This is a genomic window from Streptomyces ruber (assembly GCF_014648075.1).
In the GTDB taxonomy this organism is placed as follows: Bacteria; Actinomycetota; Actinomycetes; order Streptomycetales; family Streptomycetaceae; genus Streptomyces; species Streptomyces ruber.
Map to the genome: position 1 here is coordinate 17,870 of NZ_BMQK01000029.1, position 18,728 is coordinate 36,597.

The following is an 18,728-nucleotide window of genomic DNA, read 5'->3' on the forward strand; positions in this document are numbered from 1 at the left end:
GGTGCTCAGAACCTCTCCGGGTAGATCAGGGCCAGGACGAGATAGCCCAGCAGGGCGACGGCCACGACCAGGCCGACGATGTTCTCGGCGGTCACAGCTTCGTCACCCCCTTGGCGACGAGAGCCACCAGCGCGAAGAGCGCGAGCGTGGTGACGAGGTAGGCCAGGTCGGCCATCTTCTGCTCCGGGGAGATTCGGGGATCCCGTGAACGAACGGATCCGGTCGCCTAGAGCAAACCCCGACGCCCGGCAGGATTCGAGCGTCGTTGACGAGTCCCATACGGCCGCCCCCGCGGCCTTGACGGCCCCCATACGACAGCCCTCGCGCCCTTGACGGCTCCCATACGGCCGCCCCCGCCCCTTGGCGCATCTCGCGCGCATCTCGTACGACATCGCCGCCCTGCCCTGCGGCAAGACCCGCCAATCAGCGCGCCGATCGCCTGAGAAGCCGGAAACGCAGCCGGCAGATCAACGCACCCGTGCCACACCGCACCACCTGGGCGACCACGGCACCCCGACAGCCCCCGCAGCGGCCTCCCCCACGCCCGGCTGCATGCGGTCGTGCGGTGGAACTGGAACCTCCTCTCAGGACAGTGGCCAGTTACGCAAGGCTGCGTCGGCCGGCTCCGGAGTCCATCGCGGCCGACACCGCTCGCGGCTCGTGCGGTGATGCCGTCGGCGAAGACGGTGAGGTAGCAAGGTGGCTCAGGTAGTGCTGTCCGAGGTCGTTCCGAATTCGGTGGGGAGAATCTCGCCGGCCTGGCCCGCGGTGCGGACGATGTCCTCGAAGACGAGGTCGACGAAGCGGGCGACATCCTCAAGGCGGGCGACCTTGCCGAGTTGAGCCTATTGCAACGAGCGATCCAAAATGGTTAAGGTCGCGCCATGGCCCGACCGAGGACGTTCGACGAGGACAGCGCCCTGGACGCGGCGATGCGCACGTTCTGGGAGAAGGGCTACGAGGCCACCTCTACACAGGACCTGTGTGACGCCACAGGGCTGGGGCGCAGCAGCATCTACAACACGTTCAAGAGCAAGCACGATCTCTTCGAACGCGTGCTGGCCCGCTACGTCGACTCCATGACGGCCGCTCAGCTGGCCGTTCTGGAGGACATCCGGCGCACTCCTGTTGACCGGCTGCGCGCCTTGTTCGCCATGGTCGTTGACGGTGAGACGGGGGCGGAACGCCGGCCGGGTGGACGCGGCCTGGGCTGTTTGACCGTGAACACCACGGTCGAGCTGGCCGCCCGGGACCCGCGGGCAGCGGAAATGCTGGACCGCGACACGCGGCGCCGGCTGACCGTGTTGCGCGCAGTGATCGGGGAGGGGCAGCGGGACGGCAGCATCACCTCCCGCCGCGAGGCCGGAGCGCTTGCCCGCTTCGTCAACGCGGCAATCGCAGGCATGCGTATCTCCAGTCAGGGCGGTGCCGACCGGGCCGCGCTGCAATCCGTCGCTGACATCACCATGGATGCGCTCACCGCCTGACGGCCCGGCCTGCGATGTCGGCGGTCGCGCATACCCAAGTTTTGTACCGACCTATCCATAATCAATCTTCGAGGAGACCGAAACGTGCCTCGTGCCGTATACGTCTTAGCGCTCGGCATCTTCGCCATGGTGACCAGTGAGTTCGTGGTAGCCGGACTGATGCCCCGAATGGCCGAAGGACTGGACGCGACCATCCCTCAGATCGGCTACCTCATCACGGCCTTCGCGGTGGCCATGGCTGTCGGCGGACCCTTCCTGACCGTGGCCCTGATGAGATTTCCGCCACGTACGGCGCTGATGGTGCTGTTCGTCATCTTCCTCGCCGGCAACGTACTGGCCGCCACAGCGACCAGCTACGGCACGATGATGGCCGCTCGAATCACCACAGGTATTGCCTCCCAGGCGTTCTTCGGTGTGGGCATCTCGATGTGCGCCCAGATCACCCGCCCCGAGGTCCGTGGCCGCGCGATCGCTGCTGCGATGAACGGCCTCATGCTCGGCACGCTACTCGGGCTGCCTCTGTCCACTCTGGTCGGCGAGCGTTTCGGCTGGCGTGCCGCGTTCTGGGCCATCACTCTGATCACCGTGGTCGCGGCCGTGGCCACTCTGTTCGGCGTGCCCCGCATCGAGCGTACGGAGGGTGGCGGCAACTTCCGCCAGGAGGTCGGCGTCTTCAAGAAGCCCCGTATGTGGCTGGTGCTGTCCAGCAGCACGCTGATCATCGGTGCCACCTTCTCCGCCTTCAGCTACTTCAACCCCATCCTCACCGACGTCACGGGCTTCTCCACCGACACCGTGCCCCTGCTTCTCATCGCCTACGGAGCGGCCACCGTCATCGGCAACAACATCGTCGGCCGCTTCGCCGACGGGCACACCGTTTCGGTGCTCGCCGTCGGCCTCGTTCTCAACGCGGTGTTCCTGACCGGCTTCGCCCTCCTCGCCGACGTGCCCGCCCTGGCCGTCATCTCCATGATGGGCATCGGCCTGGTCGGCGTGACCATGAACCCGGCCATGGTGACCCGCGTCCACCGCACCGGCAACGCAGGCCCCTTGGTCAATACCGTGCATTCCTCCTTCATCACCCTCGGTATCATCCTCGGCTCCTCCATTGGCGCCGTCGTCATCAACGCCTGGGGCCTGCGCGCCCCCCTCTGGCTCGGCGCGGTCATGGCCGTGGTCGGCCTGGCCACCGTCCTGCCCGACCTCTCCCGCCGCACCACATCGGTCACCGGCCCGGCGCCGGTCCTGCGTGCCTGATCCTTTTTCGGGGCGCATCCCCCGCGAGAGCTACCGGAGCGGTCCATGTGCGGGTGACTCGCGGACGGCGCCTGATTCCTAGCGTGGTTGTCAAGTCGCAGCCTGTGCGACCGCTACAGGGGAGGCCACGATGAGTACAACGTCCACCGCACGGCACGCCGGAGGCCCCGGCCCGGACACGGGCCCCGACGGTCACCACGCTCGCGGCGGTCGTCTCGGCCGGATCGTCCGCTCTCCGCTCGGCTGGATGCTGACGGGCCTGGTCGGCGTCGGCCTGGTCTCGGGCCTGACCGCCACGGGTCCCGGTCCGGTTCCGGTGCTGGGCGCGGTGGCCGCGGTGGCCGTGTACTGGCTGGTCATGCGCCGTGTCGCGCGACGCTCGACGCCGGAGATCGCCCGGCGGGGAGCCGGCCGGGAGGCGCTGCTGGGCGGCGCGATCGGCCTGGGCTTCGTTCTGGTGTCCGTCTTGCTGATCACGGCGTTCGGGGGCTACTCGTTCTCCTGGGCGGACCATGGCTTCATGGCGGTCGTCTGGTCCGCGGTCATGGTGCAGATCGGCACCGCGGTCACCGAGGAGCTGCTGTTCCGCGGTCTCGCGCTGCAGGCTCTGGAGCAGCTGTGGGGCAGCCGGGCCGCCATCGTGATCACCGGGATGTTCTTCGGCATCGCCCATCTGGGCTCTCCGGGAGCCAGTGCGTGGAGTGCGCTGGCGATCGCCTTGGAGGCGGGCGTGATGCTCGGCGCCGCGTTCCTGTGGCGGCGTAGCATCTGGTTCGTCGTGGGTCTGCACTTCGCCTGGAACACCACCGAGCAGCTGCTCGGCATCCCGGTCTCCGGACACACCTCCGAGGGCCTGTTCACCGTCGACGTGCATGGCTCCGCCGTACTGACCGGCGGTGGCTTCGGCCTGGAGGCGGCGCTGGTGCCCGTCGTCATCGGTGTGCTGCTCGCCGTCCGGATGTTCGTCCTCGCCCGCCGCGGCGGGCGTCTGCTGCCCCGTCGATCCGCACGACACACTCAGGCCGGCTGACCGGAGGAAACGGTGTTGATGTCCCCTCAGGCGCCCTGGAGCCGTGCGCTGCTCCGGGCGCCGCTCGACTGGTGGGAGGAGCGGGACGCCTTCCTCAAGGACGGCGTCCTCGCCCTGGTGCTGGCCCTGTTGGCCTTCGTGCCCACCCTGTCCAACATCGGAGCGCAGATCGGGGATCTGCCCGAGCGGCCGGCGAGCGCGCTGAGCGTCGGGCTGATGCTGGCCCAGACCCTGCCGCTGGCGGCCCGCCGGCGGTGGCCCGCGGGCTGTCTGGCTGTCGTCGCGGGCGCGTTCGCCGCGCACCAGGCGCTGGGCTTCGCGACGACGTTCGGGAGTCTGGGGCTGTATCTGGCCCTGTACTCGGCCGGGGCCCACCAGGTCCGCTTCCGCCATGGTCTGGCGGGCGTGGTGAGTGCGGGCTATGCCGTGCTGGCCCTCGTCCTGGACCGCCTCGGCTCACCGCAGGGCATCGCGGACTATCTCGCGTTCTATCTGACTCTGGCCGCGTTCTGGCTGGTGGGGAGCACCGTGCGCACACGGCGGGCGGAAGAGGCGCAGCGGCGGCGGCTGGCCGCCGAAGTGGCCACGGCCGCAGAGCGGGCACGAATCGCCAGCGAGCTGCACGACGTGGTCACCCATCATGTGACGGCCATGGTGGTCCAGGCGGACGCGGCACAGTTCCTGCTCACCTCCGCACCGGACAAAGCCGGCGAGGGACTCTCGGCCGTCAGCGACACCGGCCGTCGGGCGCTGACAGAGCTGCGATACCTGCTCGGCGTGCTGGAGGCGACCGGCGAGTCGGCGTCCGCGGACCCGGCGCGCGCGGACCGGGCACCCACTCTGGGACGGCTCGGGGACCTGGTCGAACAGGCCCGCAGGTCGGGGCAGCCGGTCGAGTTCAGCGAGCAGGGCGAGCGGCGAGCGCAGTCCGTGGACGTGGAGCTGGCCGCGTACCGGGTGGTGCAGGAGGCGCTCACCAATGCGATGAAGTACGCCGCCGGGCAGCCGACACGGGTCCTGGTCCGGCACGGCGAGGAGCGCATCGAGATCAAGGTGACCACCGACGGGCCCACCGCCTCCCCGGCGGCCGCACCTGCCGTGCGGAAGCCGGACCCTGCGGGCGGGCGTGGACTGGCGGGGCTGCGTGCACGGGCGCGGATGGTCAATGGTGAACTGGAGGCCGGACCCCGGCCCGAAGGCGGGTTCGAGGTCCACGCCACGATTCCGTCCAAGCCCGCATCGGAGTGACCCCGTGAGCGACGCGCCGCCACCGATCCGTGTGCTCGTCTGCGACGACCAGGCACTGGTGCGCACCGGCTACGTCACCATCTTCTCCGCCCAGCCCGACATGGAGGTCGTCGGAGAGGCCGAGAACGGGCACGAGGCGGTCCAGGCCGCAGGGCGCCTGCGTCCCGACGTGGTGGTGATGGACATCCGGATGCCCCTGCTCGGCGGCATCGAGGCGACCCGGCAACTGGCCGGTCCCGACGCCGAGGCACCGCCGAAGGTGCTGGTCGTCACCACCTTCAACGTTGACGCCTACGTCTACGACGCGCTGCGTGCCGGAGCCAGCGGCTTCCTCCTCAAGGACGCGACCCCGGCGGAGCTGGTCAACGGCATCCGGACGGTCGCCAGGGGCGAGGCCCTGCTGGCCCCCGCCGTCACCCGCCACCTCATCGGCCACTTCGCCGAACACCTGCGCCCGGCCGATACTTCCCGGCCTGCCAGGGAGAAGGTGGTACGGGCACTGACCCCGCGCGAGCTGGAGGTGCTCCGGCAGATCGCTGAGGGGCTGTCGAACGCGGAGATCGCCGCGGAGCTCTTCATCACCCCCGAGACGGTCAAGACCTACGTGTCGAGGATCCTGGCCAAACTCGGCCTGCGCGACCGAGTCCAGGCCGTCGTCCTCGCCTACCGGGTCGGGCTGGTGTCCTCCACCGGCTGAACCCACGCGCTCGTCGACCTGGACACCGAGGTGGGTACGACGCACGCCGACTGGTCGGGCTCTTGTGGCCGGACTGCGCGCGGCCGAGCTGACCGGAGCCTCGTGCGGTCCTCGCATGAACGGTCCTTTGCGCGAGCAAGATCAATCGCGGGTCGCCGGACCCTCGCTCGACCCGGATTCGTTCTCACTGAGTGTTTCGTCCTGGGGGTGGTGTCTGGTTCCGGGGGGTCAGGTTCCGCGCCAGTTGGTGGTGTTTCCGCCGGTGAGGCGGCGGGCCATGAGGTCGATCATCGCGAGCTGGATCATGGCTTCGGAGCGGTGCGGGTGGGTTTCGTAGTCGCGGGCGAGTCTGCGGTGGTGCATGAGCCAGCCGATGCTGCGCTCCTGGCCGTGCTGGTGGCGGGTGCCGTCGTAATTGGCGAACAGGCTGACCCACAGCCGGCTGGTGCCGTGGGCGCGTTCGACCAGCCGGGTGCGGACCGTGAGCCAGCGTTCCAGTGCGGCGCATGCGAGGGGGAGAGTGAACCAGGCGCCGTCCGCCTCACGCCGCCGTGCTGCGGGCGGCGCCGGGTGAACACCGCTCCGTGGGCCGGGGGTGAGGTGGGTCGGGCGGAGTGGGAGTGCGGTCAGTTCCCCGGCGCCCCGCGGCCCGGGACAAGGGACAGCGGTCGGAACCGGGAGGACTCCTGGTTCCGCGCGGGAGAAGGGGCAGCGCAGCCCGCCGGAGGCGAAGATCACGTCGCCGGTGATCCATGCGGCGTCCGGGGAGCCGAGCCGGCCAAGCGGGGTGATGCGGCTCACCCCGGCGACGTTCTCGTCGTTGACGAGGCCGGCCGCCCGGGAAGCCTCGGTGTCCGTGGCGCCCGCTGCCACGGCGTTGACCCGGATGTTCCGCCCCCCGAGTTCGTTGGCCAGGACTCGGGTCAGCTGGGTGACGGCACCCTTGGCCGAGGTGTAGAGGGCCGATCCGGGACTGTTGGTGGAGATGTCGGAGGTCGAGATGTTCACGATCGACCCGCCGTCTCCGGGTACCTGCTTGACGAAAGCCTGGCAGGTGAGGAACACGCCGAGCACGTTGGTCCGGTATTGCCGGTCGAAGCCGGCCGGGCTCGCGCCCGGCCAGGCTTCCTCGTCCGTCCCGAACGCGCCGGACAAGAGCTTCTCGTAGTCGTCGCGGAGGTGGGCGTGGGAGGCGCCCAGCCCGTCCGCCGTCGCGGGAGCGGGCAGGTCGTACAGACCGTTGAGGCCGAGCAGCGCGGCGGGACGGGACGGTTCCCGGACAGCGAGCGCCTTACCAGCCTGAACGGGACTGAACAGGCCCTCGGCCGCCCGGGCGAGGGCGGTCTCCTCCAGCCGGCGGATGCCACCGGGCAGGGCGAAGAGGGAAGGTCCTACCACCATGTGCGACGTGATGCCGTACTTCTCCGGCTCCGCCTCGGTGAACTCCGGGACCTCACGGCGGGCAGCCCGCGCTTCGCCGAACTGTGGGCTTCCGACGTGGTCGGCGCCCACCGGGAAGACCACCAGACCGTCCAGCACCCGGCGACCGGGCCGATCGCGGTGGACTGCGACGTCCTGAGCGACGGCGACGCGGAACGCAAGATCGTCGTTCTCATCGCGGCCCCGACACCCCGAGGACGAAACCGGGTTCCGCCTGGCGACGGTGTCGGGCATGTCCCACTCCGCTGCCCTTGGCCTCTCACGCGGATGCCGGAAACGGTGGCATTCAGCGGACCGGCACACGTGACGCCCGAACATGCGGGTTCACGTGTACCGGGGCCGGAAGCGGTCCGGCGATCACTGGGACCCTTCCGGCCCGTCGCGGTGCCGGCGACCGCTCGCCAGGCTGTACCACCGGCCGCCGGTCACGGGATCAGCAGCAGTTTCCCGGTGGTCGTACGCGACTCGATGTCGGCGTGGGCTCTCGCCGCCTCTGCCAGCGGGTAGCGGCCGCCGATCCGGACGACCAGCTCCCCCCTCTCGACCAGCGCGAACAGCTCGGCCGCGTACGTGGCGAGCTCCTCGTGCGTACGGATGTGGTCGGGAAGCGTGCCGTAGGTGAGGCGGGTGCTGCGCGGGATCTCGTTCATCGCGATGGTCGGCACGTCGCCGATCAGCGGCCCGTAGAACACCATCGTGCCGTGCGTGCGCAGTACCTCCAGTGACGCGGCGAACGTCGGCCCGCCCGCGCCGTCGAACACCGCGTGCACCCCCTCGCCGCCGGTCAGCGCCCGCACCGGCTCGACGAACGCGTCACCCGTGGACACCACGACGTGATCGGCGCCGGCAGCGGTGGCGATCTCGACCTTCTCCGGCCGCGACACCAGGCCGATCACGGTACCGCCACGCGCTTTGATCAACTGGGTGAGCAGCAGCCCGACCCCGCCGGCCGCAGCGTGCACGAGCGTGACGTCACCGGGCTGCACCGGGTGGCAGACGGTGCAGTGATGGTGTGCGGTCAGCCCCTGCAGCAGCACGGCCGCGGCCGTCTCGTCGTCGATGGCGTCGGGCACCGCGACGACGCTGTCCACGGGAAGCACGACCTGCTCCGCGTAACTGCCATGGGCGTCGATCGTCAGCCACGCGACGCGATCCCCCGGGGCGAATTCGTGCACGCCCTCGCCCGTCTCCACCACCACACCGGCACCCTCCGCGCCCGGCACCTCGGCCAACCGTCCCCGGCGGATGCCGACGTCGAAGAAGTTCACGCCGGCCACCCGGACGTCCACCAGTATTTCTCCCGGACCCGGACGAGGCGTCAGCCGCTCCTGCAGCTGCAGCACTTCCGGTCCGCCCGCTTCGCTGATGACTATCGCCTTCATGCGGCCGAAGCTAGGCTTCGCAAAATGTACCTGCAAGTACACTTTTTCGATGGCCACGAGGAAGGGTGCGGCGACCCGCCTGCGCATCGTCGAAGCCGCCGCGGCCGAGATCCGGGAACGCGGTGCGAACGCCACCACGCTTGACGACGTGGGCCGGCGCAGCGGCACCGGAAAAGGGCAGATGTTCCACTACTTCCCGGAGGGCCGGGAGCAGCTCCTGCTCGCGGTCGCCGTACACGAAGCCGATCGCGTGTTCGAAGGTCAGCAGCCGTATCTCAACGAACTCACTTCCCGCGCGGCCTGGGAAGCGTGGCGCGACCTCATCGTCGAGCAGTACCGCGACCAAGGGCTGTACTGCCCGCTCGGGGTGCTGATCTCCGACGTGGGCCGCTACAGCCCGGCCTCGCAAGCCGTCGCGGCCCAACTGGTGCGGCGCTGGCAGGAGTGCGTCCGGGCCGGTATCGAGGCCACGCAAGCGGCCGGCGAGGCCGACCCGGAGCTCGACGCCGACCGCACGGCCGCGGCCGTGATCGGTGCCATCCAGGGCGGTGTCACCGTCCTGCTCTCCACGGGCTCCACGGAACATCTGGAGGCCGGGCTGAACCTCTGCCTCGACCACCTGCTGTTGTGAACGCGCGGTCACCGGTGGCGGCTCCCCTGACGTCGCGGAGCGGCAGTACGGGAAGCAGCCGCCAGGGGGTTCCGTGCCGATCGGCGTGCGGACCGGAGGAAGACGTCTGCGGCGCGGGGTCCAACCAGGCAATGAGGCTGATCCTTTGGAGTGGACACCCTGACGATGGATCTTGTTGGTCCAGGGAGGGAAGTCCAGGCGGGACGCGAGTCTCCGTGTCCGGAGGAGTTCGGAAGGACGCGGTTGCGCTCTGCCGTGCCGCGGCCGGCGAGCGGACGTACGCGGCGGTGGCTGCGGATCTCGGCATCACTGCGAAGTCACTGCGGACGCGGGTCCGCGAGGACGAGGCCCAGGCCGTGCCCGGGCCCCGTGACGCGGGCGGCAGCGCGGCGGGGGAACTGGCCCGGCTGCGGGCCGACACCGCCCGGCTGCGCAAGACCGAAGAGGGCTTCACCCGGCATTCGGGCGGTCGCCTTGCGGCGCGGTCCGGGGGTCAGCCGGTCAGGTCGGCGAGGGTGGCGTCCAGGTCGGCGGTCCTGGGCTGGTTGTGGGGGAGCTTGGCGAGGATTCTGGCCATGCCGCAGGTGTTGGTGAGGGCGGAGAAGACCAGGCCGCCGGCGACGCCCGCGGAGAGCCAGCGGGCCGCGTTCCTACGTCGTCCGGCGATGAGGCCGGTCAGGACCAGCGTTCCGGCGGCGAGGCGGACCTGGCGGTCCATGGCCCAGGGGGTGCGGGTGCCGGCGGGTCGGTGGACGTCGTGGCCGAGCTGTGTCCAGGCGGTGGTGCCGCCGGTGAGGGTGGCGGCGGTGATGCCCTGGTCGGCCAGGCGCCGGCAGGCGGTCGCGGAGCGGGCGCCGGAGGCGCACACGATGAGGAGGTCGCCGCGGTCTGCGGCGGTCTTCAGGGCGGGCAGGGCGACCTCGAGGTGGTCGAGGGGGATGTTGTGGGCGCCGGGCAGGTGGCCGGAGGCGTACTCGCCGGGGGTGCGCACGTCGATGACGGTCAGCTCGGAAAGGCGGGCGTGGGCCTGGTCGGCGGTGAGGGAGGTGGTGGGTGCCACGGGGATTTTCCTTTGCTCTTCATGGTTACCCCCTTCGATAGGATACCCGCTGGGGTATCCGTGAAGGAGTGTGGGCTATGGACTTGACGATGGCGGCCGAGGAACTGAAGACGGTGGTCAACCGGCTGCGCCGGGCGCAGGGCCAGATCGCCGGAGTGATCAAGATGATTGAGGAGGGGCGGGACTGCGAGGACGTGGTCACCCAGCTCGCGGCCGCTTCCCGGGCTCTGGACAAGGCGGGTTTCGCGATCATCGCCACCGGTCTGCAGCGCTGCCTGACCGACGAGGACATGGCCGCGCCGGAGGACCGGGAGCAGATGCGCGCCCGGCTGGAGAAGCTGTTCCTGTCGCTGGCCTGAGCGGCCCGCCGCATATCGCGCCTGCCGGCTCAGACGACGGCGTCGAGGAGCATGAGGGCGGCCACGGTCAGCAGCACGATGGCGAAGGTGCGCTGCAGCAGGGGGCCGGTGGCCTTGGCGGCCAGGCGTCTGCCGTCCCAGGCGCCCAGGACGGCGGCGGCGATGAAAGGGCCGATCACCGCCCAGTCCAGGGAGACGGCGGCGCCCGATCGGGTGGCCAGCGAGGCCAGGGAGTTGACCGTGATGACCAGCAGGCTGGTGCCGACGGCGGCCTGCATCTCGAAGGCCAGCACCGTCACCAGCGCGGGCACGGCCAGGAAGCCGCCGCCGACCCCGAGCAGTCCGGTCAGCGCCCCCAGTCCCGCACCGGTGGCCGCAGCCCGGGCCGGACGCACCGTGTGCGGCCCGGGTCCGGGCGCCGTGCGGGCGGGCCGGAGCATACGCGCCGCGGCCAGGGCGGCGACGGCTGCGAACGCGGCGGTCAGCAGGGCCTGGGGCAGGCGCGCCGCCGCGGCGCCCGCCACGGCGGCGGGCACCAGTCCGGCCGCCGCGAACAGCGCCCCCGCCCTCCAGCGCACGTGCCCGGCCCGGGCGTGGGCGTACAAGGCGGTGAGCGAGGTGGCGGTGACGATGATCAGGCCGGCGGTGGTGGCCGCCGCGGGGGTGAAGCCGAGCAGGTAGATCAGGGCGGGCACCGCCAGGACGCTGCCGCCCCCGCCGAGCGCGCCGAGCGCGAGCCCGACCACGGCGCCGGCGAGCAGGGCCAGGATCAGCGCGCTCACGCTGTGCCGCCGCCGGCGCCGCGGCCTGCGGTGACCGGCAGGCCCGCGCGGGCCCAGGCGGTCATGCCGCCGACGACATCGGTGGCCTCCATCCCGCGGGCGGCGAGGAGGTCGGTGGCGGTGCGGGAGCGGTTGCCGGAGCGGCAGACGGTGATCACCGGTCTGTCCTGTGCGGCCCGGGGCAGAGGCGCCCCCGCCTGCAGGCGGCTCAGCGGCAGGTGCAGCGCGCCGGGTGCGTGCCCGGCCTGCCACTCCGGTGTTTCGCGGACGTCCAGCAGGACGGCCTGCCCCTCCCTGGTCTGCCGGTGGGCCTGCTCGGGCGTGAGGCGGGCAGGGTCACGGCGAAAAAGCGGGAACATCGTTCGGTCACTCCGTGCGGGTGGTGCGGGGTCGGTCGTTCAGCGGGCGTGGCCGGGCCCGATGAGGGTGAGGCCCGCCGCGGTGGCGGCGTCGAAGCCGTCGTCGACGGCGACCACGTCGCGGCCGGCGGCATCCAGCAGGGAGGCGGCGATCGCCGCGCGCATCCCGCCGGCGCAGTGCACCCACACCACCCCGTCGGGCACCTCGTCGACGCGGCCGGGCAGCTCGTGGATCGGGATGTGGACCGAGCCGTCGATGAACCCGCCCGCGCGCTCGGCATCGCGGCGCACGTCCAGTACCACCGCCTGCTCGCCCCGCGCACGCACTGCGGCGAGGTCGGCGAAGCGGGCGCGCGGGAAGGAGGCGAGCCGTTCGCCCGCGCGGATCCAGCCGGACGCCTCGCCGGTGGCGGCGGCGGCCGGGCGGTCGATGCCGACCCGGGCCAGCTCCCGCTGCGCGGCGGTGACCTGCTCGGGCGTCTCGGCCAGCAGGGTGACGGGCTTGCCCCAGGGGATCAGCCAGGCCAGGTAGGTGGCGAGCTGGCCCTCCCCCTCGAAGTTGAAGGAGCCGGCCACATGCCCCCTCGCGAAGGCGACCCGGTTGCGCAGGTCCACCACCCACTCCCCCGCCGCCAGCCGGGCGGCGATCTCCTCGGCGTCGGCGGGCGCCGGCGGGGTGAGGTCGACCGGGGCGGGGCCGGCGGCGTTGGCCGGGCCCATGTGCGTGTAGTAGGCGGGCACGTCGTCCAGGGAGGCGAGCATGTCGGCGACGAAGGTGTCGACGTCCCGGGTCAGCGCCTCGTTGGTGCGGCGCTCCTGGCCGATCGTGGTCGACTCCCCCGCCGCCTGGGCGGAGGAGCAGAAGCTGCCGAAGCCGTGGGTGGGCAGCACCGGGACCTCGTCGGCCAGTTCGTCGGCGAGGCGGTGGGCGGAGGCGTGCTGGGCGCGGGCCAGCTGCTCGGTCAGCCGCGGCTCGACCAGGTCGGGCCGGCCCACCGTGCCGATCAGCAGGGATCCGCCGGTGAACGCCGCCACCGCCCGGCCGTCCTCCTGAAGCACGTAGGAGGTGTGGTGCGGGGTGTGACCGGGGGTGGCGATCGCCCGCAGCACCAGGTGCTCGTCCACCGCGAACGTGTCGCCGTCGGCCACCGCGGTACGGGCGAAGGCCACCGACGCCCCGGCCGGCACCAGGTAGCGGGCCCCGGTCAGCCGGGCCAGCTCCAGCCCGCCGGTGACGTAGTCGTTGTGCAGGTGCGTCTCGGCCACGAAGGCGATACGCACCCCGCGCCGCGCCGCCGCGGCAATGACCTGCTCGATGTCACGGGGCGGGTCCACCACCAGCGCGGCACCGGGCCCGCCGGCCAGGTAGCTGCGGTTGCCCAGGCCCTCGATCTCCAGGGTGTCGACGAAGAACACCGCGACGACTCCTTCCTAGGTACCCCCCTGGGTATCTGACATCCACCCTAACAGCAGTACCCCGGGGGGTATTCCGAAGAGGGGAGACACCCACACTGCCGGCTTGGACGTCGTCTCAATCGGATCGCCGGTCTGACGGTCGTGGTGGCGATCGTGTGGCGGCTGGTGCCGGATGTGTCGGGGGATCTGTTCCAGCGGGTGGTGCCCGAGGCGCTTCGCGACCACAGGGCGGTGGTCGGCGTCGACATGGTGATCGGGGGGTGCTGGCTTTGCGATCGCAGACTGGCCACATGCGATGGCCCTGAAGCAGGAGCCCGTACTTGCCAAGGGATCATGCAGGTCCGAAAACTTTGCCGGGGTTGAGAATCCCGGCCGGGTCGAGAGCATGCTTCACCGCGCGATGCATCTGCAGGACAGCTGGGCCGAGTTCCCGGGTGAGACCTGGCCGCTTGAGCAGTCCCACACCGTGCTCACCCGTCACCGTGCCACCCAATTCAAGGGCGTCTGCGACTCCAGAGAACGAGGTCTGCCTGCGCGCCGGGAGTGATGACACCCACCCGGCCGGACAGGCCGAGGATCTCGGCGTTGGTCCGGGTCGCCGCCACGAGCGCTTCCATCGGCGTCTCGAGGGCTGCGCGCAGACTGAGTTCTTTGCCGCGCCGATCCTGGGCCGGACCGATGAGATCGGAACCCAGCCCGATCCGTACTCCTGCGTGCTTGGCGACAGCGAGCGCATGCGTCATCTGCTCGCGTGCGCCCTTGGCCCGGTCGCGGGCCGACTCGGCGAGACCGGCTCCGTCGGTGTCGTGCAGCAGTTGCTCGACAACGGCGAACGTGGGCACGAGGGCAACCTCGCGATCGGCCATCAGAGCCGCTGTGGATTCGTCGAGGCCGGTGCCGTGCTCGACACAGCGCACCCCGGCCTCGACCGCATTGCGTATGCCCTCGTTGTTGTGGGCGTGGACGGTCACATAGGTGTTCCGCGCCGCAGCTTCCTGAACTGCGACAGCGATCTCTTCGACGGTGAACTGGGTGTCGGTCAGTCGATCATGTCCGCCCACCACTCCGCCGGTCACGCAGAGCTTCAGGAAGGAGGCTCCGCGACGGAAGGCTTCGCGGACGTTGTGCCGCAGCTCGTCCGCGTTGCCCGCCATCATCGACAGGGCGCACAGGCCCGGGATGTGGTGGCTGCGCCACAGCTCGGTGGGTTCCCATTCGGCTCCGTAGGAGCCGTGCCCACCGATCTGGCACTGAACAGGTCCGCACGACAGGACGCGCACCCCTCTGACCTTGCCCTTCGCGATCGCGGTGACGACACCGCCGTCGATCCCGCCGGTGTCGCGAACGGTGGTGAAGCCGGCGTCGAGCGTCGCGCCGGCCGTGGCGAAGATGTCCGCCGCGATCTCGGCGGCGCTGATCTGGAACGAGAAATGCGGCTGGACCGGGCTCGACAGGCCCAGGTGGACGTGAGCGTCGATCAGGCCGGGCGTCGTCGTCAGTCCCTCGGCATCGAGACGCTCGCCGTGCGCGCTGGAGCCGCCGAGTCGGGTGATGCGGCCGTTCTCGATTGTGAGATCGAGGCTGCTGGGGTCGCGCCCTGATCCGTCGATGACCGTCGCGCCGACCACATGAGCAGGTCCCATCGTCGATCCTCCGCCATTGCATCCGCCTTTTCCAATGGATAAACTGTGGGAGTGATCCTGTCAACCTCGCAACGCAACGGCAGCGCGCGCGAGCGACTCCTGGTACGGCTTCTCGACGCCTTCGGTGAGACCCTCCCCCCGCCGGAGATGTCGCTCCGTGAGATCGCCGCCCGGATCGAGACCAGCCACGCCCTGTTGCGCTACCACTTCGGGTCGCTCCCGGGCGTCTTGGCCGCCATGCTCACGGCCCAGCGCTCCCGTGACAACGAGGCACTTCTGGAGGCCGCCCAGCAGGGCACCTTCGACGATTTCGTCGTGGCGATCTGGCGTACTTACACCCGGCCGGAGCAGCTGTCGCGTGTCCGCGGCTTCTTCTACGTCGCCGGACTGGCCGCGTACCGCCCCGAGGACTTCCGTGAGTTCGTGGAGTCGATCGACGACCTGACCGTGATGCTGTCCTCACTCGCGGAACGCGAAGGGCTCGACGCGAAGGAAGCGCGGGAGGTGGCCACCGTCACCATTGCCGCGATCCGCGGCCTCCTCCTGCAGGAACTCCTCACTCCCGGAACCCGCTCGGAGGACGCGGTCGCCTTGATCTTGCGCATGCGCGAGGGCCGACCCGCTCCACGATCACGTCCGGAACGTTGAGCGGCCTTCGGCCCCCACAGCTGAGCATCGGCGCGCATGCGCGACAACGGTGGGGTACGGCGACGGAAAGTGACGACACCAGTCGCCGGAACATGGCTCCTTACCCACGTACGGTGCGAACAACGGCGGAGCGGCGACCCGCCGCGCCTCCGCAGGAACCGTCTGGTCCGGCGATAGGAAGGTGAGTTGAAACGTTACTTGCGTCCATGTTCGGGGCGGTAACATCCGCCGGCTGAGCGGGCACGAGGCGGCATCGCTGACCGCGTGCACGCTGACCGCGACCTGGCGGTTCGCCTGCTTGCCCAGCGCACCGCAGTACTGGGGAGCCGCCCCGACCGACGTCCTGCCGTCCTTGGGGGAAGGACACATCGTCGATCGCCCAGGCGTCCGGACCGGTACACGGCATCAGCCGCTCGGCGATCCGTCGGCGGACCGGCACCGGATCCCACGTGGACTGATTCACGAACTGCTGCAGGTTCTGCTCATTGCCGTCCGGCAGCCGTGAGGCCATGGCCTGGATCGGCGCGCGGCTGCCGTCCAGCATCAGTCCCCGCAGATGGCAGTCCCCTTGGCCCGCCGGTCCTCGCGCGGCACCGACGCGAGGACATCGGCCACGAAGAACGCCGGCGTCGCCCGCATCCGGTTCACTTCGTGTGCGTCCGCACCCACAACATGCTCGCGATCAGGGCAGATGGAAAGACGTCACGGATTCCTACCAGGAGCGCAGGAAGCCCCGTCGGGGCAGGGTGACCACATGGGTCCCCTGCCCCGACGGAGCTCGGTCGGCCGGGCGGCGGGTTACCGGCGCCCGGCAGAGGCCGGTGCCGTGTGCGGCGCTCCCCGGCTCAGCCGAAGTTCACGTCACTGCACCACATGTAGGCCTGGTCGAGGTGCGAGGCCTGCCAGATCACGAACAGGACGTGGTGTCCGGTGTAGCCGGAGGTCTGGACGGGGAACGTGATGTTCTGTGCCGGGGCGAAGCGGCCGGTCTGCGTGATGAAGTCGAGGTTGCCCCAGCCCAGGGTCTGGGTCTTGGGGTTGAAGCCCTGCTTGCTCACGTAGACCTTGAAGTAGTCGGCGCCGTGGGACGCCTGGTCGTGCAGCTGGACCGTGAAGTTGTTGCTGATGTTGGTCGTCTTCCACTGTCCGGGCTTGTCCAGGCTGGCGTTCCTCGAGAGGTTGTTGCTGCAGAGCGTCCCGTCGGGGGTCCGCGCCTGGAACTGGCCGCCGAGGCCGTCGCGGAGCGCGCTCATCCAGTTCCACATGGTGTCGGAATTGGCCTGGAAGGCCTGATAACACATGGGGTCTTCGGTCTGCATGGCCGGGCTCGTGTGGTTGCTGCCCCACGTCTTCCAGCACTGGTACGCGCGGGAGGCGGGGTTGACGATGGTGCCGTGAGCCTGGGCGGGGGCCGACCAGGTCAGTGCGCCGACAACCACGGCGAACAGCATGGCGAGCGCCTGGAGAGGCCGGCGGAGGGACGACCGCGAACGCCCGGTTAACGGACTTTGTCTGCGCATGTGGGGGGAACTCCTTCCAGTGCAAGGCTGTAATGGGAGCGCTCCCAACGGTAGGTCCTCTGAGCGAAATGTCAATGAAACAAGCGCAGTTGACTACAGAGGTGAGCGGCGAGCAGGGAATCTGCCGTGAGCCGGGAGTCAGCACGTTCCCGGGACCGGACCGGAAAGCGAGGATGCGGCCCGGACTGGTGAGCGGGGCGATGCCGGGGAGGGGCGTTCGCAGCAGGGCGACGGGACCTGGTTCCGGCGTGGGGGCCGTCCAGTTCCACCGACGCTCCCACACCGCCTCCGCCTCGGCGAGCCGGACCGCGATTGGTTCCTCCTGAGGGCGAGGGCGAAGATCCTCCGCCCGCACCCGGGCAGCCGCCTTCCGCTCCTCCGGCAATCCCAGCCATCGACCGCGTCGGCCGACTCCCCCTCACTGAGCCGGGAATGAGCCGGCGAACCCCGCCACGGCGATACCGGGAGCATCCCTGACCAAAGAAGCCCAACCATCACATCCGGAGGGACGTCGGCTCACCCTGACGCCGCGTCAATCCGCCGTCTTGCAAATCCGGACCAGCAGGGGACACTGCCTTCACGACCGGGTCCGCCCGGTCCCGGCAGCACCACGCCAAGCAGGTCGGTCCACCGTCACTCCACCGAGATGAGGTCTCGTGAACCGAAACCGAGCCGCCGTCAGCGCGGTCGCCGCGACCCTGTGCACCGCCGGCCTCGCCGTCGGCCCGGCAGCCGCCGCCACCGCCACCGAGGCGACGGCCCGCGTCGGAGCCGACTGGGCAACTCAGTCGATCGTCTTCACCGCCGCCGCGGGGCAGGCCAACAACCTCAACATATTCTCCATGTACACCAGCGACGGGATCCGGCGGATCGGCTTCAGCGACGTGGTCCCGCTGGAACCGGGCGACCACTGTGCGTACTCCAGAGCCGAGGACACCACCTCCGTCGTCTGCGAACTGCCCGCCGACAGCTCCCGGCCCGACAGGATCGACGTCTTCCTCGGCGACGGCAACGACACGATCGCCGCCTTCACCCCCGGGGTCGGCACCGTCAGCGGCGGCCCCGGCGACGACGAACTGCACGCCCACACCGCACGCACGGTGCTGGGCGGCGCGGGGAACGACATGGTCATGGGACCCGCCGCCCTGCACGGCGGCGACGGCATGGACCACCTGATGGGTGACAGCAGCAACCAGCGGATGTGGGGCGGCCGGGGCGACGACATGATCGAGGGCTACGGCGGTGACGACACCGTGCACGCCGGCCCCGGCGACGACCACGCCATGGGCGGGGACGGCCGCGACATCGTCCTCGGCGGCCCCGGCGACGACACACTGGACGGCGAAGGCGGCGACGACCTCGTCTGCGGTGGCACCGGAGAGGACGCACTCGAAGGCGGACCCGGCCGCAACATCGTCCTCCCGTAAGCGCGCCTCCCTGCCCGAAGGCCCTGGCCCGCGGCGCGAACAGCGTCGCGGGCGCCGAGCCACCGCCGTCGGCGACCCGCCACCCGAGCCGCGTCAACCGCGAACGCCGCAGACGGCAGGTCCCCGCGCGACACGAGGTGACCCGGCGGAACCGGCCCGTCGAACCTGTCGGCCGGCGCGGGCGCGAGTCTCCACGTTGCTCGGCCTACCCGATCCCGCAGGGATCCGGCAGGTCGACCAGCAGGAGATCATCGCGGCGGGCCGCTGCGTCGACCAGATCGGGGACCCAACCCGGTGAAACCTGTGCCGGCGCCACGCGTTCGATCACGAGCCGCATTATCG

At 70.5% G+C, this 18,728-nt stretch carries 19 protein-coding genes and 4 pseudogenes; 10 read left to right on the forward strand and 13 right to left on the reverse strand.

Features of this window, described 5'->3' with window-relative positions; all coding sequences use genetic code 11:
- Positions 1 to 5: 5 nt before the first annotated feature.
- Entirely contained in the window at positions 6 to 95 is a 90-nt protein-coding gene (gene kdpF, locus IEZ04_RS33130; RefSeq protein ID WP_018533641.1) for a K(+)-transporting ATPase subunit F, read from the reverse strand.
- A gap of 789 nt (positions 96 to 884) precedes the next feature.
- On the opposite strand from kdpF, the gene IEZ04_RS33135 reads away from it, so the two are divergent.
- The 5 genes from IEZ04_RS33135 to IEZ04_RS33155 all read left to right on the forward strand — a co-directional run bounded on the left by IEZ04_RS33135 (position 885) and on the right by IEZ04_RS33155 (position 5,719).
- On the forward strand, positions 885 to 1,487 hold the full coding sequence (locus IEZ04_RS33135) for a TetR/AcrR family transcriptional regulator (protein WP_189220696.1): 603 nt from the start codon (positions 885 to 887) through the stop codon (positions 1,485 to 1,487).
- Positions 1,488 to 1,571: 84 nt separating this feature from the next.
- Entirely contained in the window at positions 1,572 to 2,744 is a 1,173-nt protein-coding gene (locus tag IEZ04_RS33140) for an MFS transporter (protein ID WP_189220697.1), read from the forward strand.
- 130 nt (positions 2,745 to 2,874) lie between these two features.
- Positions 2,875 to 3,774 (forward strand): CPBP family intramembrane glutamic endopeptidase, encoded by a 900-nt coding sequence (locus tag IEZ04_RS33145; protein WP_189220698.1) that lies wholly within the window; start codon positions 2,875 to 2,877, stop codon positions 3,772 to 3,774.
- Between the two features lie 18 nt (positions 3,775 to 3,792).
- Positions 3,793 to 5,022: a sensor histidine kinase gene (locus IEZ04_RS33150; RefSeq protein ID WP_189220699.1), complete on the forward strand. Its 1,230-nt coding sequence runs from the start codon at positions 3,793 to 3,795 to the stop codon at positions 5,020 to 5,022.
- Positions 5,023 to 5,026: 4 nt separating this feature from the next.
- Complete coding sequence (locus tag IEZ04_RS33155) at positions 5,027 to 5,719, forward strand: response regulator (protein ID WP_189220700.1); 693 nt, start codon at positions 5,027 to 5,029, stop codon at positions 5,717 to 5,719.
- Positions 5,720 to 5,947: 228 nt separating this feature from the next.
- On the opposite strand, the pseudogene IEZ04_RS35440 reads toward IEZ04_RS33155, so the two are convergent.
- Together IEZ04_RS35440 and IEZ04_RS35445 are read right to left on the reverse strand one after the other, a co-directional pair.
- Positions 5,948 to 6,103: pseudogene (locus IEZ04_RS35440) on the reverse strand (IS5 family transposase); the annotation flags it as partial.
- Positions 6,104 to 6,490: 387 nt separating this feature from the next.
- A pseudogene (locus IEZ04_RS35445) lies at positions 6,491 to 7,120 on the reverse strand (SDR family NAD(P)-dependent oxidoreductase); the annotation flags it as partial.
- A gap of 96 nt (positions 7,121 to 7,216) precedes the next feature.
- On the opposite strand from IEZ04_RS35445, the gene IEZ04_RS35450 reads away from it, so the two are divergent.
- Positions 7,217 to 7,666 carry a hypothetical protein gene (locus IEZ04_RS35450; protein WP_229821452.1) on the forward strand — a complete coding sequence of 150 codons (450 nt, stop codon included), beginning with the start codon at positions 7,217 to 7,219 and terminating at the stop codon, positions 7,664 to 7,666.
- Here IEZ04_RS35450 and IEZ04_RS33170 read toward each other — a convergent pair.
- Positions 7,585 to 8,541 (reverse strand): quinone oxidoreductase family protein, encoded by a 957-nt coding sequence (locus IEZ04_RS33170; protein WP_189220702.1) that lies wholly within the window; start codon positions 8,539 to 8,541, stop codon positions 7,585 to 7,587. The genes IEZ04_RS35450 and IEZ04_RS33170 overlap by 82 nt on opposite strands.
- Before the next feature lie 49 nt (positions 8,542 to 8,590).
- On the opposite strand from IEZ04_RS33170, the gene IEZ04_RS33175 reads away from it, so the two are divergent.
- Entirely contained in the window at positions 8,591 to 9,172 is a 582-nt protein-coding gene (locus IEZ04_RS33175) for a TetR/AcrR family transcriptional regulator (protein WP_189220703.1), read from the forward strand.
- A 493-nt stretch (positions 9,173 to 9,665) separates the two neighbouring features.
- On the opposite strand, the gene IEZ04_RS33180 is transcribed toward IEZ04_RS33175, so the two are convergent.
- Complete coding sequence (locus IEZ04_RS33180) at positions 9,666 to 10,232, reverse strand: rhodanese-like domain-containing protein (protein WP_189220704.1); 567 nt, start codon at positions 10,230 to 10,232, stop codon at positions 9,666 to 9,668.
- Positions 10,233 to 10,309: 77 nt separating this feature from the next.
- Between IEZ04_RS33180 and IEZ04_RS33185 the strand changes: the two genes are divergently transcribed.
- Complete coding sequence (locus IEZ04_RS33185) at positions 10,310 to 10,591, forward strand: metal-sensitive transcriptional regulator (RefSeq protein WP_189220705.1); 282 nt, start codon at positions 10,310 to 10,312, stop codon at positions 10,589 to 10,591.
- Between the two features lie 29 nt (positions 10,592 to 10,620).
- On the opposite strand, the gene IEZ04_RS33190 is transcribed toward IEZ04_RS33185, so the two are convergent.
- The 5 genes and pseudogenes from IEZ04_RS33190 to IEZ04_RS33210 form a co-directional block, all read right to left on the reverse strand.
- A complete protein-coding gene (locus IEZ04_RS33190) occupies positions 10,621 to 11,373 on the reverse strand; it encodes a sulfite exporter TauE/SafE family protein (protein WP_189220706.1) in 753 nt (250 codons plus the stop codon).
- On the reverse strand, positions 11,370 to 11,732 hold the full coding sequence (locus IEZ04_RS33195) for a rhodanese-like domain-containing protein (RefSeq protein WP_189220707.1): 363 nt from the start codon (positions 11,730 to 11,732) through the stop codon (positions 11,370 to 11,372). The genes IEZ04_RS33190 and IEZ04_RS33195 overlap by 4 nt, the downstream gene beginning before the upstream one ends.
- 39 nt (positions 11,733 to 11,771) lie before the next feature.
- A complete protein-coding gene (locus tag IEZ04_RS33200; protein ID WP_189220708.1) occupies positions 11,772 to 13,148 on the reverse strand; it encodes an MBL fold metallo-hydrolase in 1,377 nt (458 codons plus the stop codon).
- A gap of 331 nt (positions 13,149 to 13,479) precedes the next feature.
- A pseudogene (locus tag IEZ04_RS33205) lies at positions 13,480 to 13,686 on the reverse strand (FAD-linked oxidase C-terminal domain-containing protein); the annotation flags it as partial.
- Entirely contained in the window at positions 13,643 to 14,791 is a 1,149-nt protein-coding gene (locus tag IEZ04_RS33210) for a metal-dependent hydrolase family protein (protein WP_189220709.1), read from the reverse strand. The pseudogene IEZ04_RS33205 and the gene IEZ04_RS33210, both read right to left, overlap by 44 nt.
- 51 nt (positions 14,792 to 14,842) lie before the next feature.
- On the opposite strand from IEZ04_RS33210, the gene IEZ04_RS33215 reads away from it, so the two are divergent.
- Complete coding sequence (locus tag IEZ04_RS33215) at positions 14,843 to 15,439, forward strand: TetR/AcrR family transcriptional regulator (RefSeq protein WP_189220710.1); 597 nt, start codon at positions 14,843 to 14,845, stop codon at positions 15,437 to 15,439.
- 204 nt (positions 15,440 to 15,643) lie between these two features.
- On the opposite strand, the pseudogene IEZ04_RS33220 reads toward IEZ04_RS33215, so the two are convergent.
- Both IEZ04_RS33220 and IEZ04_RS33225 read right to left on the reverse strand, forming a co-directional pair.
- Positions 15,644 to 16,078: pseudogene (locus IEZ04_RS33220) on the reverse strand (transposase); the annotation flags it as partial.
- Between the two features lie 206 nt (positions 16,079 to 16,284).
- Complete coding sequence (locus IEZ04_RS33225; protein ID WP_487222070.1) at positions 16,285 to 16,959, reverse strand: lytic polysaccharide monooxygenase auxiliary activity family 9 protein; 675 nt, start codon at positions 16,957 to 16,959, stop codon at positions 16,285 to 16,287.
- 656 nt (positions 16,960 to 17,615) lie between these two features.
- Here IEZ04_RS33225 and IEZ04_RS33230 point away from each other — a divergent pair.
- A complete protein-coding gene (locus IEZ04_RS33230; RefSeq protein WP_189220712.1) occupies positions 17,616 to 18,386 on the forward strand; it encodes a calcium-binding protein in 771 nt (256 codons plus the stop codon).
- Positions 18,387 to 18,591: 205 nt separating this feature from the next.
- Here the strand turns inward: IEZ04_RS33230 and IEZ04_RS35725 are convergent, their stop codons facing one another.
- Positions 18,592 to 18,714, reverse strand: coding sequence for a hypothetical protein (locus IEZ04_RS35725; protein ID WP_268245712.1), 123 nt, complete (start codon positions 18,712 to 18,714; stop codon positions 18,592 to 18,594).
- Positions 18,715 to 18,728: the final 14 nt, after the last annotated feature.

Coding starts and splice junctions, on each gene's coding strand:
- IEZ04_RS33150 (WP_189220699.1), top strand. CDS start 3,793: ATGTCCCCTCAGGCGCCCTGGAGCCGTGCGCTGCTCCGGGCGCCGCTC.
- IEZ04_RS33145 (WP_189220698.1), top strand. CDS start 2,875: ATGAGTACAACGTCCACCGCACGGCACGCCGGAGGCCCCGGCCCGGAC.
- IEZ04_RS33175 (WP_189220703.1), top strand. CDS start 8,591: ATGGCCACGAGGAAGGGTGCGGCGACCCGCCTGCGCATCGTCGAAGCC.
- IEZ04_RS33185 (WP_189220705.1), top strand. CDS start 10,310: ATGGACTTGACGATGGCGGCCGAGGAACTGAAGACGGTGGTCAACCGG.
- IEZ04_RS33135 (WP_189220696.1), top strand. CDS start 885: ATGGCCCGACCGAGGACGTTCGACGAGGACAGCGCCCTGGACGCGGCG.
- IEZ04_RS33225 (WP_487222070.1), bottom strand. CDS start 16,959: ATGCGCAGACAAAGTCCGTTAACCGGGCGTTCGCGGTCGTCCCTCCGC.
- IEZ04_RS33210 (WP_189220709.1), bottom strand. CDS start 14,791: ATGGGACCTGCTCATGTGGTCGGCGCGACGGTCATCGACGGATCAGGG.
- IEZ04_RS33195 (WP_189220707.1), bottom strand. CDS start 11,732: ATGTTCCCGCTTTTTCGCCGTGACCCTGCCCGCCTCACGCCCGAGCAG.
- IEZ04_RS33170 (WP_189220702.1), bottom strand. CDS start 8,541: ATGAAGGCGATAGTCATCAGCGAAGCGGGCGGACCGGAAGTGCTGCAG.